This window comes from Fulvivirga ligni, from assembly GCF_021389935.1.
GTDB lineage: Bacteria > Bacteroidota > Bacteroidia > Cytophagales > Cyclobacteriaceae > Fulvivirga > Fulvivirga ligni.
Genome location: NZ_CP089979.1, coordinates 1,619,888 through 1,634,309 on the forward strand (window position 1 = coordinate 1,619,888; position 14,422 = coordinate 1,634,309).

The following is a 14,422-nucleotide window of genomic DNA, read 5'->3' on the forward strand; positions in this document are numbered from 1 at the left end:
ACTTTAAATATTGAAAGCTAAGATATAGTTTTCTTCAACTCTATATTCCAGTTTATAGCTTTTGGTAATACCATTGACAATTATTTTGCCAAAAACTGTTCCGATAAGTTCAAGTGTAAAGGGTTCTACCCGAATATGGTCTTTAAAAGATAGGTTCTTTGAGCTGTAAATTTTGTACAAGGCTTCTTTGGCGCACCAATAAACCCCCAATTTTTCAATGCTATTATCAGCATCTTCTACTTCCTTTTCATCTAAGAATTTATGCTGTACCCTCATTAGTTTCTCCTTTTTCTGCTCCAGATCAATGCCCACATCTTCCTTTAAATCCAGTAATATGGAAACATAAGGATATGAATGTGAAAGAGAGATTTCAACACTGCTATTTTTAAGAAATGGCTTGCCATGTTCATTTTTAATTACACCATGATACGGCAGGTTCAGCTGCTCGCACATGGCCATTAAAGTAAGTCTTCCTGCCAGCCATTCCATCTTCTTATGCTCGTGCCTAAAGGTGTTGAGCAAGCTGTATTCATCGGTTTTGCTTTTAAGTGCTTCAAACAAATAGTTGTAAGATTCTTGTATGTGCCAAAGGCCCAGGAATCTGCTATTATTTATTTTTTCGATTTTGTAGAGTGGCATTTGATAACTGACTGGAAACTTGCTTCTTTGCTTAAAATTTAAAAATAATCATTATTTCATGGGCAAAGTTAACGTTTCCAAACTCAAAACCTTTACCGGACATAATGATTGTGTTTATACCCTGGAGAGAACCCAGTATGATCATATTTTCTTTTCTGGTGCTGGCGATGGAATGGTAGTGTATTGGAACCTGGCCGAATCAGAGAATGGTAAGCTCATAGCCCAACTTCCAAATTCTATCTACGCCTTACATTATATGCCTACCAGAAATTTGCTGGCAGTGGGTCATAATTATGATGGGATTCATTTAATAGACTGGGAAAATAAGAAGGAAACAGGATCATTAAAGCTAACAGACGAAGCCATTTTTGATATTGATTCTTATAAGGATCATTTGATTGTGGCTGATAAGAAGGGCACCGTAACTATAATCAATATCGATGAGCTGCGGATAGTTTATAAAATTCATTCCAGTGATTATAGCGCACGCTGCATTGCTGTAAGTGAAGACCTGAATGAAATGGCCGTTGGTTTTAGCGATCATAAAATCAGGGTTTACTCTCTGGAAGACTTCAGTTTGAAGTACGAGCTGTCTGGTCATGATAATTCTATTTTCACTTTGAAGTACTCGCCTGACAATCAGCTTTTAATGAGTGCGGGAAGAGATGCTCATTTGAAAATTTGGGATATCAAAGCAGGATATTTATTGTTAGAAGATATAGTGGCCCATATGTATGCCATTAACCACCTGGATTTTAGCCCGGATGGTAAACATTTTGTAACTTGTAGCATGGATAAATCCATAAAAGTTTGGGACACTCATACTTTTAAATTGTTGAAGGTAATAGATAAAGCCAGACATGCAGGGCATGGTACTTCCGTGAATAAGTTACTATGGTCTAATCATAATAATCTTTTGGTAAGTGCAGGAGACGACAGGGCAATATCAGTATGGGATATTCAGTTTAATAATTAATAGTTGGTTTAACTACAATTTTGTGCTATGAAAATTACACCGTTAGAGATAAGACAAAAAACATTTGAGAAAGCCTTTAGGGGGCTGGATAAAGATGAGGTGAATGCGTTTTTGGTCACTATGTCTCAGGAATGGGAAAAACTGGTAGATGAGAATAAAGAACTTAAGATAAAGTTAGAGTCTTCTGAAAAAGAAGTGGAGAAGCTTAGAGAAGTAGAGAACTCTTTATTCAAAACGCTTAAAACAGCGGAAGATACCGGAGCCAATATGATAGACCAGGCTACTAAAACAGCTGAGCTACACCTGAGAGAAACTCAGATGAAAGCAGAGGCTATTTTGAATGACGCCAAAACCAGAGCGAAGGACATAATGGAGGAGGCCGAGATAAAGTCCAGAACCACTATTGATGACATGGAGTCTGAGGTGAAATCATTGGCTCATATGTACCGAACACTAGAAAATGCCAAGGATGATCTTCTTTCAGATATAAAAACATTTGCTACTGAGTCATTAGAAAAAGTAGAGCGAGTAAAGGCTCAGAAAAAGAAGTTTAATATAGAAGAAGAGATGCTTCGTATTAAAAGAGAGTCTGTTGATAAAGCTGCCAAAAGTGCCCTTAAGTTTGAAAAGGAAACTTTAGATGAGATTAAGCTGGAAGTAATAGCCCCAAAAATTGAACCTAGGGTAGAAATAAAACACAAACCTCAGGAGGAGGTACAAGCGCCAAAGGAAGAAGTACCCGAAGAACCTAAAGTAGAAGAGGAAGAGATTGCTACTATGGAAATTCAGGAGGAAACTCAGGAAGAGGAGCAAGCAATAGCATCAGCAGAAGTAGAAGAGGAGTCATTTGAGGAAATTGAAGAAGCTGAGGAAGAAGAGGTAGTTGAAAAAGTGGAAATTGTGGAGAAGGAAGTGGTTTTTGAAATCAAAAAAGAGGAGCCTGAAGAAGAGCCTGCTACCATAGAGCCACCAGTAAAGAATAATAAAGTTAAAGATAATAAGAGTACATCTTTCTTTGATGACATTGAGTAATGGGGAAAATTCAACTGAAGGGGCTGAGGTTTAAAGCATACCACGGCTACTATGATGAGGAGCGTCAGAAGGGAAATCAATTCGAAGTAAATATTTCAGTAAAAACCATCTTCAAGCAGGCATCAGAACATGACGATCTTGAAGGTACGGTTGACTACGAGCACCTTTACAGGATTATTAAGGAGGAAATGGAAATCTCCTCTAAACTACTTGAACATGTGGTGAAAAGAATTTCAGATAGAGTAATGTCTGAGATTGCAGCTGTGAAGAAAGTAAAGGTTTCCTTGTCCAAATTTAACCCTCCCTTCGGAGGCGATTGCCGTGAGGCGGTAGTAACTATTAAGGCTAGCCGAGACTAGATTTTAGGGAGCTCTTCACCTGCTTTTACGAAAGTAAATCCTCTGGCATCTGCGCCTTCATAGAAGTCTACTTCAAGGCCGAGCAGATACATGGTCTCTCTTTTTTGCACAAGTACAGTTACACCATCTTGTAGATATTCCAGGTCTGTATCTTTCTTTTGGTCAAACCCAAGCATGTAGGTGAATCCAGCGCAGCCACCGGCTCCTTTAATGCCAATGCGAAGAGAATAACCTTCAGGGATATTCTTGTTATCCATAATATTCTTCACTTCTTCTACCGCTTTAGCCGTAAGGGTTACAGGCACTAATCCATCCATGATTATCTGTGTTTTGTTTATCCTACTGTAAACTTAGAAAAGAAAAAATTAATTTCTGAATAGCTTATTTTTAAATAATTCGGAGGCAATTATCTCAGTTTTAAAATAATTTCGTTGTAAACTCATTGAATTAATTAATTTAGAGACTGAACTATAAAAACTTATGGAATTAGTTATTGAATTCGCTAAACTACTGATACCGGCTGCTATAGTTTTATATGCTATGTATCTGGTGGTGAAGTCTTTTTTAGATAAAGAAATCGCAAAACAAAGCCTTGAAGTGAGAGGCAAAAGTATAGAGACAGTGCTTCCCAACAGGTTGCATGCCTACGAAAGGGTATGTCTATTTCTTGAGAGAATCACTTTAAATAACCTTATTCCACGTTTGAATAATGGTCAATACACAGCCCGTGAGTTTCAGCATATTATGATCAATGAAATTCGCGAGGAGTACAATCATAACGTGTCTCAGCAGCTTTACATGAGCAACGAGGTTTGGGAAATGGTGAAAAGTGCCAAGGAAGAACTTATTACTCTAATCAATGAGTCTGTTGCCGAAATGAAGCCCGAGGCTACTAACCTGGATCTTGCCAGACATCTGTTTGAAAAAGCAGCTCATCTGCCAGATGATAAGATTCAAGTTACTTTGCTTACTTTGAAGAATGAGATAAGACAAGCGTTTTAAAAAATGGCTGCAGAAGGAAATAAGTTTTTTAAGAAGGCACAGCGCATGGCTGCTGAAATGATTCAAAATAGAGGTAAGCTCAATGATTTATTGAGTAACTCTGTGGAGAAGATTCAAACTTATTTATCTAAAAACAATGAAAGTCAGCCTTTACAAAGAGCCCTTACTATTGTAAGGATGGTACGGGCTTATATTAATGGCAGCTACAGAGATGTTCAGAGGAAGAATATTCTTCTAGCTATAGCGGCGCTGGTCTATTTTGTGATGCCCATCGATTTAATGCCTGATTTTATTCCTATTACTGGTCTTGTAGATGATTTTGGAATTATGCTTTGGGTGTACAAACAGCTGCAGGAAGAAGTGGATGCTTTTTTAGCCTGGGAGGATACTCAGAATAACATTGCCTAGCAAAATGCTGTTTTACCAGGCATGAACAATATCCCAAAGTCAGCCCTGGTTTTTGGTAGCACTGGCCTTATTGGCCATCATTTGTTGCAAGCCTTACTTTCAGATGAATATTATGATAAGGTATATGCGGTGAGCCGTAAGCCTATTCTTAATGACTCACCCAAACTGATAACTATCCTGGCCGATTTTGAAAATGTAGAAGAAAGGGTTCAAGGTCTGGAGTTTGATGATGTTTATTGCTGCCTGGGCACCACCATTAAAAAAGCGGGAAGCAAGGAGCAGTTTCGAAAGATTGACTATGAATACCCTCTAAAAGTAGCTGAGATGCTTCCTGCAAAAAAGGACGTTCAGTTTCTGATTGTCTCTGCCATGGGCGCTAAAAGTTCTTCGAAGATATTTTACAGCCAGGTGAAAGGTGAAGTGGAAGATGCTTTGAAGCTAATCAAGTTCAAAGCTTTACATATATTTAGGCCCTCTTTATTGTTGGGTGATAGGGAAGAAAAAAGAGCGACAGAAAAAATTGCTATAATACTTTTTAAGGTGTTTGAATTTGCCTTTGTAGGGCCATTAAAGAAGTATAAAGGAATTGAAGCTAAAAAGGTAGCCGAGGCTATGTATGCTTCAGCAAAAAAGAACTTATTGGGGCTACATGTCCATGAATCAATAGAAATAGAAAACATAGTTTAATGGTTGCAGTAATTCAGCGTGTTACCGAGTCATCGGTGAAGATAGAAGGAGAGGTAAAGGGAGAAATAGGCTTAGGACTTACCATACTTTTGGGTATAGAGGAGGCTGACAATCAGGAGGATATAGAGTGGTTAAGTCGGAAGATAACTAACATGCGCATTTTTAATGATGACGAAGGTGTAATGAATAAAAGTGTGCAGGATGTTGAGGGAGATATATTGCTGATTAGTCAATTTACGCTTCATGCCAGTACTAAGAAAGGAAATAGGCCATCATATATAAAGGCCGCCAAGCCGGACGTGGCCATTCCACTTTATGAACAGTTCATAAAGCAAGTGGAGGCGGACCTGGGTAAATCAGTACAGACTGGTGAGTTTGGAGCGGATATGAAGGTTTCTCTGGTTAATGATGGCCCTGTAACTATTATTATTGATACAAAGGATAAGAAATGACCCTGGAAGAAGCTCAGAAGATCGTAGATGAATGGATTAACACCACTGGTGTGAGGTACTTTAATGAACTGACCAACACTGCCATTCTCACAGAGGAAGTAGGGGAGGTTGCTCGTATTATGGCCAGAAGATATGGCGAACAATCCGAAAAGGAATCTGATAAGAATAAGGACCTTGGCGATGAAATGGCTGATGTGCTATGGGTGCTCATCTGCCTGGCTAACCAAACCGGGATAGATCTTACCGAGGCTTTTAAAAAGAACCTTGAAAAGAAATCTATCCGCGATAAAGATAGACATAAGAATAATGAGAAGTTGAAGTAATTAAGCGCTCAGGCAGATTTCGCCATCTCTAATTACTGGCACTACATCATATTCATCCATTTTCATGCAAAACTCAATGTCCTCATGTATGTTGAGGTTATTCAATCTTTTAGCATGAGAAGAGCCTTTGATAACATCAAGCAACTGAGCTTCAGAGTATTCGAAGGCTGTGTGTGCGAAAAGCGGTGCATCGCATTCATTTACGAACTCGCCTTTCAGCCTTTTTACCAAGGCTCCTGCGAATAATGAATCTTCCATATTCACTTTACCTTTCCAGCCAGCACAGAAGATCAGAGCGTCTTTGTCCTGCTTTTTTAGGTAGTCAGCCACAGCTGATATGTTTAAGAAAGATCCAATGATGATTTCAGCCGCTTCGGCAGATTTTTCTATGGCTACGGTGCCATTGGTGGTGGTAACGGCCACTTTCTGGTTTTTAACATTCTCCGCCATATAGTCGAAAGGAGAATTGCCCAAATCAAAGCCTTCTACCTTAATGCCATTTCTTTCTCCGGCAATGAAATATCCTTGCTCACGCATTTTAATGCAGGCATCTCTATCCGCAAAAGGACGGATGGCCTTTACCCCGTGTGCTATGCCGGTAGTCATGCAAGAGGTGGCGCGCAGAATATCTACGATCACCACCACTTTACCTTTTAGATCAAATAAGTGTATAAGCTCAGGGCTTAAACAGACATCTATTTTTTTCATATATGACTCTTAGATCAGAGGTAATTTGTTTACAACGGCCTTTAAAGCCTTATTTCGTACTGATATGAAAATCTCTGACCCGCTTGTAGCAAATTCTTTCTCCACATAACCTAGACCAATTCCCTGACCTAGCGTTGGAGACATGGTGCCTGAAGTTACTTTTCCAATTACCTTACCTTCACTATCATGGATTTCGTAGTCTTTTCTAGGAATACCTTTGTCTTCCATTTTAAAGCCTACAAGCTTTTTAGTTACACCTTCTTCTTTTTGTGCTTTCAAAGCTTCAGAGTTAGTGAAGTCTTTAGTGAACTTGGTGATCCAACCCAGACCAGCCTCAAGAGGAGAGGTAGTGTCATCTATGTCATTTCCATAAAGGCAATATCCCATTTCCATTCTTAAAGTATCTCTGGCACCTAATCCGATAGGCTGAATGCCTTCTGGCTCTCCAGCTTTAAGGATTTCGTTCCATATTTTTTCTGCGTCAGAATTTTTCACGTAAATCTCAAATCCACCTGCACCTGTATAACCGGTAGCCGACATGATTACGTCAGTTACACCACCGAACATACCTACTGTGAAGTGATAAAATTTGATAGCTGAAAGATCAGTTGTAGTTAGTTTTTGAAGCACTTGAACAGCCTTTGGTCCTTGCACTGCGAATAGAGACATGTCATCAGATATGTTAGTCATATCCACACCTTCAGTATTGAATTTAGAAATCCAATTCCAGTCTTTTTCTATATTAGAGGCATTCACTACAAGCATATACTCTTCCTCAGCCATTTTGTAAACCAGAAGGTCATCTACAATACCGCCGTCTTCATTGGGCAGGCAAGAATACTGAGCCTGACCAATAGTAAGCTTTGAAGCATCATTGCTGGTCACGCTCTGGATCAGGTCTAATGCCTTTGGTCCTTTAAGCATAAATTCACCCATGTGCGATACATCAAAAATACCCGCACCTGTTCTCACCTTCACATGCTCCTCTATGTCTTTCGTGTATCTTACAGGCATGTTATAACCTGCAAATGGAACCATTTTGGCTCCTAGCTTTTCGTGTATATCGTTAAGCTGTACTTTTTTTAATTCCATGGATTTTAATTTAAGGCCTTAGGCCAGGGTTAAAAATTTGCTTCCTCTTCTGCCACCTGTTTTACCAGCTGGTTATAATCATTTACAAAGTTTTGAAAAGCCTTATCAGAGATGAGAGGCTTTAAATCTTCCATGCTTAGCTGAGCATAATTGTCTAGCTGAACACGCGCGCACTGCAAAATATATGCTTTTAAAAGCTTTACTGATCTAGGATTGATCTCAATAGCATTGATCAAAATATTATAAGCTTCAAACTTATCACTTACATTTAAGAAGTTTGCTGCCGCAATAGTTGCCTCTTCTTTAAATGGATTCATATAGGCAATCAGTTTGTAGTTTTCAGCAGCCTTGGTGGTATCTCCACTGGCTTCACTTACTAACCCACTGAAATAATGCTTTTCTATTGCGTGCTCCTTGTCAAATTCAATGCCTTGGTTAATCTTGGTGGCCAATCCGCGAACGTTGCCTTGTGCAGCCAGCATGTTGAGCTCAAACCATTGTATCTTGTCAAATAGAGTCTTGTCAGTGATTTGTAAGCCGGCAACAGAAGCATAGATATCAATGGCAGCTTCATTTAAGTCCTTCTTCCAGAGCTTGTTAGACATATCTAAAATAGCCTGACCTTTGTAGTTGGCATCTGTAATATTGTCAATCAGACCTTTAAAGAGAGTAGTGTCTTTATAACTAAGCTGATACCTGAGGAATAAATACTTTTTATTGTCCGGTAAATCAGAAAAACTCTGCTGTGGATTGAGTATCTCTAACATCATTTTGGCTATCTCACGAGTGCCTTCTGGTCCGGTAGAAGATAATTTAACCCATTCTTCCATAGCTTGCGGAATGTGGCTGGCTTCTGTTAAAGCAATAGCTTTGTTGAATGGAGCATCTTTGAAGAACCTTTCTGAAGCCCAGGAGAAATGATCAATAGCCGTTTCTGATGCTCCTTGCTCCAGAGCCCATAAGCCCAAAGTATTAAAGAATTTACCTCCCTGGATAGGACTGTTGTTAGCCAACCAGTTAAGTTTTCTAAAAGCCTGAGTGATATTGTTTTGCTTGTACCAATTGATGCTAAGTCCGAAAGAAAGCATCTCATAAGCCTCAGCATTTTCTGGTCGACTGGCTAAGCTTAAAATAGGTTTGCTGCTAAGGGAGTCAGTAGCAAAAAGCTGATTGAAACTCTGGTTGTATAAAACGGAAGCTTCTAAAAATGAAAGGCTTGAGTCTTTCGGCCAGTAGTCAGATGAGAAATGATCTCTGTTCTGATTGTAAAGTGCCAATTCATTATTCATAGCAATAAGATCTCCCTTACTATCCCAATCACTAAAAATAGAGTCAAGATCTATATCTAATTTGTTTTTAGCCAACAATGCTACCAGGTTGCTTTGCGCCGTCTTGGCAGTGATCTCGTAGTTGGTGGCTTTTTCAATATAGAAAGATGCAGTGTCTACAATGTTGGTTTTAGCGTAAACTATACCGAGGTTGTTCTCTAGTCTGGGATTGTTAGGAAGTTTAGCATTACCTTCATTCAAAGTGAATAGAGCATCAAAGAAGTTGCCTTGAGTAAGATACAGATTGCTTAAGTTGGCGTATGCCTGAGGTGAAGGGTTTTTAGCTATTGCTGTTTTGTAGTTGATAGCCGCATTAATATCATCTCCTCTCTTTTCGGCCAGGTTGGCTAGCATATAGTGAGATTTATGATTCTGATAACCATAAAAAGCTCCTTGCTTGTAGTAGGTGTCAGCCAGTGGAAATTCACCATTAATGTAGTGCATGTCAGCTATGCTGTTATAATATGCTGAGTAGCCTTTATGCACATAGATGCTCCATCCTGCTGTGAATACTAATGCAGCACAGGCAATAAGGCCCGCAAAGCAATAAGTGAAATACGGCATATTGCTAGGCTTGTAAAGCACTTTGTACACTTGCATATTTTTGCCTAGTGGCTCTATAAAATTGCTGGTGATGTAAACCAGGAAAATCACGCCAAATCCCAAATGAGCATATATGATAACATCTTCGATAACATATAATGCGGGATCATTAAAAGTAGCCGTGAAATGTGCTATAGTGGCAAAGCATACCACAAACATGATGATGAAAATCAAAGCTCCATTTACTGAAGCCCCTAAAATATTGGCAAATTGAGCAGCTCTTCTCTGGAATCCCCAAATGCCTATGATGGCAGAAACCGCTAGTAGTAAATAGGTATTGATATAGACAATGTTCCAATCAATAATACCTCTGTCATGCAAATAGAGCAATAACACGTTGATCAGGTAAATAGAACTGATCAGGTAGAAATGAGTTAATGAGTTTTTGGAGCTGGCACTGTTTGATCTGGTAAGTAGATAAACAAAACTAGCAATGATCTCATGCGAGACCATGATGATGAAAACCAGTGACACTAACAGCGGGTTGATTATGCCATAAACAGACATGTAAAGGAACGGAGTGTTCACTTCAGCTGTATAGTAAATAATCGCTCCGAGCACTAAAGTGATAAGAGTGAAGGTGGCTAATCGTGTTAGAAACGAGAAGCTATCGTTAATTTTATTAAAGAAATAGGCCGCTGAAAAATATATAAGAATGGTGCCTATTAGTCCCCACTTTTGAGAACTCCCGAAGAGTAGCAGCACTTCAAATTTAAAATTGACCAAAAGGCCGAGGAATACAGTAAGACCCACGAAAAACCAGAAACTTGGTAAGTCAGATACTACTGTAATGAAAATAACCATCCCAATAATGGTAATGGCAAACAGTAAATAATAAGACGTGGGAGAATATAGAGCCTCTGAACCAGTGAAATTCTGAAAAAACAGAATGTTATCATCGGTGGTGTTCAGGGTAAAAGGCCCTAGTTTAAAAGAGTCTATGAGGGTGCTGATACGTTCAGTCTTGGCCATGGTGTCCCAGCCAATAATTCCTTCTGTACCAATAAAATAGTTGTAGCCAAACCAAACTAATGTGCCTGCTGCCATCAGTAAAAGCAGAAGGTATACTGCCTGCTGCGGTTTTGGCCATTCTTTCCAAAAAAGCCTGGATTGCATAATAGTAATTTACTCTAGAACTTTAGGTACTCTGAAATAGTCAGAGTCCTTTTTAGGGGCGTTTTCAAGCGCTTTTTCATGGCTTAGATGTGGTTTTACCTCATCTTCTCTTAAAACGTTTATTTCATGAGACATGGTAGTGAGAGGTTTTACGTCATCAGTATCCAACTCATTGAGTTTTTCTACCCAAGTAAGGATCTTCGTCATATCAGCCATCATTTCCTCGGCGGTGTCCTCGTCAAACTCCAACCTGGCCAAATGGGCTATTTTATTCAGAAGGTCTCTATCTATATTCATGTAGTTGTTTATTTAATTCAGCACTAATTATATCATAAGTCTTTTGTTTTAGCATGGGCAGGTCATCAATAGTTAACCCTTCAGTGCTAATTGGCTCATGATAAATGATCTTCATTAAATGACGCCAGGGCAACAAGGTGTGCTCTGGCAAAATTATCCAATTAAAGGGAATTGTTACAGGAATAATATCAATTTGTTTATCTATGGCTATCCTGAAAGCACCGTCTTTAAAGCGGGTCATTGAGGGTGGTTCTTTAGTAAGAATGCCACCTTCAGGAAATATAACCAGATTCTTGCCCTGATCAATAGCTTCTCCTCCTTTTACAAAAGTAGAATAACGACTTTTTAAGCTGTTGCGGTCTACCGTTATGTGAAGCCTTTTATACATAAATCCGAAAAGAGGAATCTTCTCCATGTCATTTTTGCCCACAAAAATGCTGTTGAAAGGATTTAGGCCCATGGCAGGAATATCCAGATAGGAAGCATGGTTAGGGCAGAAAACATAGCGCTTTCCTTTCTCTCTTTTGAATCTCACTTCGTTTTTGAAAGGGATGAATATCAAGGTCAAAAAAGAAGCGGCCCACCAGCGATTAGCTCTGCCTACCCATTGGTGCTGACTAGGGAATAATACCGGAATCATAAGCAGAGGGAAGAAAAGAGCAAAGAGTAACGCGAAAGCTAAAATAGCATAAGCAGCATGGATACCGCGTATGAGCTTCATATATAAAATTTTATGGTTAAGGCTATGAGGCGAATATAAATGTTATCATTCAAATATGAATTATATTATCACCATGATTTATGAGTCGAACTGAATTATGCATTTTTGATCTTTAATTAGTAGAAGGGCCTTATCAAGATCTAGAGCTGCCTTGGTCTCATCCATTTTTTGATTAAAAGAAAACTTTAGCTCTTTTCGCTTCATGGCCTCAAAGAATCGCCTCACTTCTACTTTATTCTCAAGAATGAGAGGAGGCACTGAGGTAGGTTTGTCGTGATCATCTTTAGCTACCATGGTCACGTAAGAAGTATTGGTATGTTTTACGCTGCCGAGCTTCACATTTTCAGCTATCACCTTTATGCCTATAACTAATGAGGTGTTTCCCACATAGTTAACAGAGGCTTTTAATGATACCAAATCTCCCACGTCTACAGGTTGTAGAAACTCAACATTATCTACAGATACCGTTACGCAATAGTTGCCTGCGTGTTTAGAAGCACAGGCATATGCCACTTTGTCTATCAGTGATAATAAAATACCACCGTGAATTTTACCCCCAAAGTTGGCATATGCCGGTATCATGAGCTCAGTGATAGTGGTCTTAGAATAACTTACTTTTCTTCCAGGTTGCATGCCTTTAAGATAGTATTTAATTTAAATTGACCCTAAAAAATTGATCTTCTCTTTCTTTTAAGCGCTGGCTGCATGATAATAGCAGGTGATCAGAGAGTCCATGCTTTCTTCACCGGCTATAATAGCTTCAATTTTATTCCATCTCAAATCATCAATCAAAGGCCTCAATGGCTGCTGATGCTTCAGGATTTTCATAAATGAAGGGGTTAACTTTTTATCCCAGATTTTAGAATACTTTAAGAGGTCGTCTGGGTAAACTACTTTTCTTTTCGTGCCCTCGGGGATGCCTCTAAAAGGCTCACTGATATTCAGATAGCCGTAATCATCAGTGAGTTGCTCTCCGGGGTGAATGTCTCTAATGGCGATTTCAAAATCATAGGGTGTGGTAAAGCAGTTAGAGTTAAAGCTATGATTTACAAAGCGGCCATTATCCCAGCACAGTACATAGTTGCCTTTGTTGTTTCTGTAACTGTAGGTGTCTAAAATATCTTTGTAGATATCGTCCAAAGCATCGAGCTGCATTGGGGTGAATTCTTGATCCAGTTTGTCTAGTGCCCAGGTGATAGTGCCGGCAGGTATAAAACTAGTGGCAATTACTCCATACCCCAGTTCCTTGCTGATGTATTGAAGTCTTGTGTTAGGGTGAATCATTTATCTTATTAGGTCATAGACTATAAGATAAGTACAATATATAATTAGTTGTATCAGGTAGTTGCCATTATTTTTTCGGGGGAATTCAAAGTAATGTTTTGCCGTGGGTGCAGCGGTGTTAAATTTTCATTGCAATGTGCTTATTCTCAGATATATACTAACGATTATTTGTGCTGATTACAGTTTGGAAATCTTTAGCCAAGGTTAGCATCTAAGGCTTCGCTTTCAAAACTTTTGCCTTTTCTTCCTGCATTTTTTGCTATTAGATAAGAAATGAAGCCGCCCAAGCAGGCACCAGCCAAAGCACATACATAATTTATAAGTACATCGTCGAACAGGATATCGCTAATCACTGCTCCTGCTAGTTCCAGTCCCACCCACAGAATGATAGTGATTAAAATGAATAGCAAAGGTTTTAATCCCTTTTTCTTAACAATCGCAATATTCGTTTTACATAGAAAAATGATGGCAATAATCTCTAACATCTCTTTAAGGTTTGTACAAAAAATAAGGGTGACAATATATTAAATATCATCACCCTCTACAAGAGATATATTTTACTAAAGCCTTAGGCTGCTACCTTATTGGCTTCTGATAATTCTATTTCTTTAGGCTTCACTATTTTAACAATACCTACTTTGTCAAAAATCTTAATGGCAATGTAAGTAGGGTCAATTTCGTGCCATCTTACCCCACCGAAGTTAGCTCTGTTGCCATGCTTGTGGTGATTGTTATGATAGCTTTCTCCCATCATAAGAAAATCAAATGGTAGGAAGTTTTTGGATGTATCCCCAACTTTATAGTTAGTGTAACCATACTTATGAGCAAACCAGTTAATTATTGCTCCGTGAATAGGAGAAAGTAAAAACTGGATAGGTAATAATAACCATAACCACCAGTGTGTGGCGAACACAGCGTATACTGTAATATAAACACCGGCCCAAATTAATCTAGAGAACCATGATCTGGCAAACTTGTCAAATGCAGGCCACTCCGGCACATCTTTAGTGAATCTTGAATCTACTGTTACCTTTTTGCTGGTAATGTCAGAGTAAATAGTTTTTGTTTTCCACATCATTTTCCAAATGCTCTCATCGTATTTAGGAGAGTGTGGGTCATTAGGTGTATCTGCATAGGCATGGTGCATGCGGTGCATAATACCATAACCGTAAGGGCTCAAATAGTTAGATCCCTGGAAGAACCAGGTAAGTACGAAGAATACTTTCTCCCAGCCTTTGCTCATAGTAAAAGACTTATGAGAGGCGTATCTATGCAGGAAAAAGGTTTGGAAAAATAGCGACAAGTACCAATGCGCTACAAAAAATATCAGTATTACTTCCATCGATTATTTTGTTTAGTATGCGTACAAAGGGTGATGTAAAAGCCCTTTTACCT

At 39.0% G+C, this 14,422-nt stretch carries 19 protein-coding genes; 8 read left to right on the plus strand and 11 right to left on the minus strand.

What is annotated here, in order from left to right:
• Positions 1-3: 3 nt before the first annotated feature.
• A complete protein-coding gene (locus LVD16_RS07255; protein WP_233773257.1) occupies positions 4-639 on the minus strand; it encodes a 4'-phosphopantetheinyl transferase family protein in 636 nt (211 codons plus the stop codon).
• A 58-nt stretch (positions 640-697) separates the two neighbouring features.
• Between LVD16_RS07255 and LVD16_RS07260 the strand changes: the two genes are divergently transcribed.
• From LVD16_RS07260 to folB, 3 genes are read left to right on the plus strand one after another with little or no spacing between them, the layout of a single operon-like run.
• Entirely contained in the window at positions 698-1,615 is a 918-nt protein-coding gene (locus tag LVD16_RS07260; protein WP_233773258.1) for a WD40 repeat domain-containing protein, read from the plus strand.
• A gap of 27 nt (positions 1,616-1,642) precedes the next feature.
• Positions 1,643-2,647 (plus strand): DivIVA domain-containing protein, encoded by a 1,005-nt coding sequence (locus LVD16_RS07265; protein WP_233773259.1) that lies wholly within the window; start codon positions 1,643-1,645, stop codon positions 2,645-2,647.
• Complete coding sequence (folB, locus tag LVD16_RS07270; RefSeq protein WP_233773260.1) at positions 2,647-3,006, plus strand: dihydroneopterin aldolase; 360 nt, start codon at positions 2,647-2,649, stop codon at positions 3,004-3,006. Before LVD16_RS07265 ends, folB begins: the two co-directional genes overlap by 1 nt.
• Here the strand turns inward: folB and LVD16_RS07275 are convergent.
• On the minus strand, positions 3,003-3,323 hold the full coding sequence (locus LVD16_RS07275; protein ID WP_233773261.1) for a HesB/IscA family protein: 321 nt from the start codon (positions 3,321-3,323) through the stop codon (positions 3,003-3,005). The two genes, folB and LVD16_RS07275, sit on opposite strands and share 4 nt — an antisense overlap.
• Before the next feature lie 163 nt (positions 3,324-3,486).
• On the opposite strand from LVD16_RS07275, the gene LVD16_RS07280 reads away from it, so the two are divergent.
• Genes LVD16_RS07280 through LVD16_RS07300 form a run of 5 tightly spaced genes read left to right on the plus strand, consistent with a single transcriptional unit; the run spans position 3,487 to position 5,878 of the window.
• The gene (locus LVD16_RS07280; protein WP_233773262.1) at positions 3,487-4,008 is read left to right on the plus strand and encodes a DUF7935 family protein; all 522 of its coding nucleotides are present in this window, start codon (positions 3,487-3,489) and stop codon (positions 4,006-4,008) included.
• Positions 4,009-4,011: 3 nt separating this feature from the next.
• On the plus strand, positions 4,012-4,416 hold the full coding sequence (locus LVD16_RS07285; RefSeq protein WP_233773263.1) for a YkvA family protein: 405 nt from the start codon (positions 4,012-4,014) through the stop codon (positions 4,414-4,416).
• Positions 4,417-4,437: 21 nt separating this feature from the next.
• Positions 4,438-5,103, plus strand: coding sequence for an NAD-dependent epimerase/dehydratase family protein (locus LVD16_RS07290; protein ID WP_233773264.1), 666 nt, complete (start codon positions 4,438-4,440; stop codon positions 5,101-5,103).
• Complete coding sequence (gene dtd, locus LVD16_RS07295; protein WP_233773265.1) at positions 5,103-5,555, plus strand: D-aminoacyl-tRNA deacylase; 453 nt, start codon at positions 5,103-5,105, stop codon at positions 5,553-5,555. Before LVD16_RS07290 ends, dtd begins: the two co-directional genes overlap by 1 nt.
• A complete protein-coding gene (locus LVD16_RS07300; protein WP_233773266.1) occupies positions 5,552-5,878 on the plus strand; it encodes a nucleotide pyrophosphohydrolase in 327 nt (108 codons plus the stop codon). Before dtd ends, LVD16_RS07300 begins: the two co-directional genes overlap by 4 nt.
• On the opposite strand, the gene LVD16_RS07305 is transcribed toward LVD16_RS07300, so the two are convergent.
• The 9 genes from LVD16_RS07305 to LVD16_RS07345 form a co-directional block, all read right to left on the minus strand.
• Positions 5,879-6,586: a 2-phosphosulfolactate phosphatase gene (locus tag LVD16_RS07305; RefSeq protein WP_233773267.1), complete on the minus strand. Its 708-nt coding sequence runs from the start codon at positions 6,584-6,586 to the stop codon at positions 5,879-5,881.
• A 9-nt stretch (positions 6,587-6,595) separates the two neighbouring features.
• Positions 6,596-7,678, minus strand: coding sequence for a glycine cleavage system aminomethyltransferase GcvT (gcvT, locus tag LVD16_RS07310; protein ID WP_233773268.1), 1,083 nt, complete (start codon positions 7,676-7,678; stop codon positions 6,596-6,598).
• 29 nt (positions 7,679-7,707) lie between these two features.
• A complete protein-coding gene (locus LVD16_RS07315) occupies positions 7,708-10,725 on the minus strand; it encodes a tetratricopeptide repeat protein (protein WP_233773269.1) in 3,018 nt (1,005 codons plus the stop codon).
• A gap of 9 nt (positions 10,726-10,734) precedes the next feature.
• Complete coding sequence (gene gatC, locus LVD16_RS07320) at positions 10,735-11,022, minus strand: Asp-tRNA(Asn)/Glu-tRNA(Gln) amidotransferase subunit GatC (RefSeq protein WP_233773270.1); 288 nt, start codon at positions 11,020-11,022, stop codon at positions 10,735-10,737.
• Positions 11,009-11,743 carry a lysophospholipid acyltransferase family protein gene (locus tag LVD16_RS07325; RefSeq protein WP_233773271.1) on the minus strand — a complete coding sequence of 245 codons (735 nt, stop codon included), beginning with the start codon at positions 11,741-11,743 and terminating at the stop codon, positions 11,009-11,011. The genes gatC and LVD16_RS07325 overlap by 14 nt, the downstream gene beginning before the upstream one ends.
• Before the next feature lie 78 nt (positions 11,744-11,821).
• Positions 11,822-12,376, minus strand: a complete 555-nt coding sequence (locus LVD16_RS07330; RefSeq protein WP_233773272.1) for an acyl-CoA thioesterase — start codon at positions 12,374-12,376, stop codon at positions 11,822-11,824.
• 57 nt (positions 12,377-12,433) lie between these two features.
• Positions 12,434-13,027 carry an SET domain-containing protein gene (locus LVD16_RS07335; RefSeq protein ID WP_233773273.1) on the minus strand — a complete coding sequence of 198 codons (594 nt, stop codon included), beginning with the start codon at positions 13,025-13,027 and terminating at the stop codon, positions 12,434-12,436.
• 194 nt (positions 13,028-13,221) lie between these two features.
• On the minus strand, positions 13,222-13,512 hold the full coding sequence (locus LVD16_RS07340) for a hypothetical protein (protein ID WP_233773274.1): 291 nt from the start codon (positions 13,510-13,512) through the stop codon (positions 13,222-13,224).
• A gap of 83 nt (positions 13,513-13,595) precedes the next feature.
• Entirely contained in the window at positions 13,596-14,369 is a 774-nt protein-coding gene (locus LVD16_RS07345; RefSeq protein WP_233773275.1) for an acyl-CoA desaturase, read from the minus strand.
• Positions 14,370-14,422 lie beyond the last annotated feature (53 nt).

Excerpts from the sequence above, each read along its gene's own strand:
- LVD16_RS07255 (WP_233773257.1), bottom strand. The coding sequence starts at position 639 with ATGCCACTCTACAAAATCGAAAAAATAAATAATAGCAGATTCCTGGGC.
- LVD16_RS07260 (WP_233773258.1), top strand. The coding sequence starts at position 698 with ATGGGCAAAGTTAACGTTTCCAAACTCAAAACCTTTACCGGACATAAT.
- LVD16_RS07265 (WP_233773259.1), top strand. The coding sequence starts at position 1,643 with ATGAAAATTACACCGTTAGAGATAAGACAAAAAACATTTGAGAAAGCC.
- folB (WP_233773260.1), top strand. The coding sequence starts at position 2,647 with ATGGGGAAAATTCAACTGAAGGGGCTGAGGTTTAAAGCATACCACGGC.
- LVD16_RS07275 (WP_233773261.1), bottom strand. The coding sequence starts at position 3,323 with ATGGATGGATTAGTGCCTGTAACCCTTACGGCTAAAGCGGTAGAAGAA.
- LVD16_RS07280 (WP_233773262.1), top strand. The coding sequence starts at position 3,487 with ATGGAATTAGTTATTGAATTCGCTAAACTACTGATACCGGCTGCTATA.
- LVD16_RS07285 (WP_233773263.1), top strand. The coding sequence starts at position 4,012 with ATGGCTGCAGAAGGAAATAAGTTTTTTAAGAAGGCACAGCGCATGGCT.
- LVD16_RS07290 (WP_233773264.1), top strand. The coding sequence starts at position 4,438 with ATGAACAATATCCCAAAGTCAGCCCTGGTTTTTGGTAGCACTGGCCTT.
- dtd (WP_233773265.1), top strand. The coding sequence starts at position 5,103 with ATGGTTGCAGTAATTCAGCGTGTTACCGAGTCATCGGTGAAGATAGAA.
- LVD16_RS07300 (WP_233773266.1), top strand. The coding sequence starts at position 5,552 with ATGACCCTGGAAGAAGCTCAGAAGATCGTAGATGAATGGATTAACACC.
- LVD16_RS07305 (WP_233773267.1), bottom strand. The coding sequence starts at position 6,586 with ATGAAAAAAATAGATGTCTGTTTAAGCCCTGAGCTTATACACTTATTT.
- gcvT (WP_233773268.1), bottom strand. The coding sequence starts at position 7,678 with ATGGAATTAAAAAAAGTACAGCTTAACGATATACACGAAAAGCTAGGA.
- LVD16_RS07315 (WP_233773269.1), bottom strand. The coding sequence starts at position 10,725 with ATGCAATCCAGGCTTTTTTGGAAAGAATGGCCAAAACCGCAGCAGGCA.
- gatC (WP_233773270.1), bottom strand. The coding sequence starts at position 11,022 with ATGAATATAGATAGAGACCTTCTGAATAAAATAGCCCATTTGGCCAGG.
- LVD16_RS07325 (WP_233773271.1), bottom strand. The coding sequence starts at position 11,743 with ATGAAGCTCATACGCGGTATCCATGCTGCTTATGCTATTTTAGCTTTC.
- LVD16_RS07330 (WP_233773272.1), bottom strand. The coding sequence starts at position 12,376 with ATGCAACCTGGAAGAAAAGTAAGTTATTCTAAGACCACTATCACTGAG.
- LVD16_RS07335 (WP_233773273.1), bottom strand. The coding sequence starts at position 13,027 with ATGATTCACCCTAACACAAGACTTCAATACATCAGCAAGGAACTGGGG.
- LVD16_RS07340 (WP_233773274.1), bottom strand. The coding sequence starts at position 13,512 with ATGTTAGAGATTATTGCCATCATTTTTCTATGTAAAACGAATATTGCG.
- LVD16_RS07345 (WP_233773275.1), bottom strand. The coding sequence starts at position 14,369 with ATGGAAGTAATACTGATATTTTTTGTAGCGCATTGGTACTTGTCGCTA.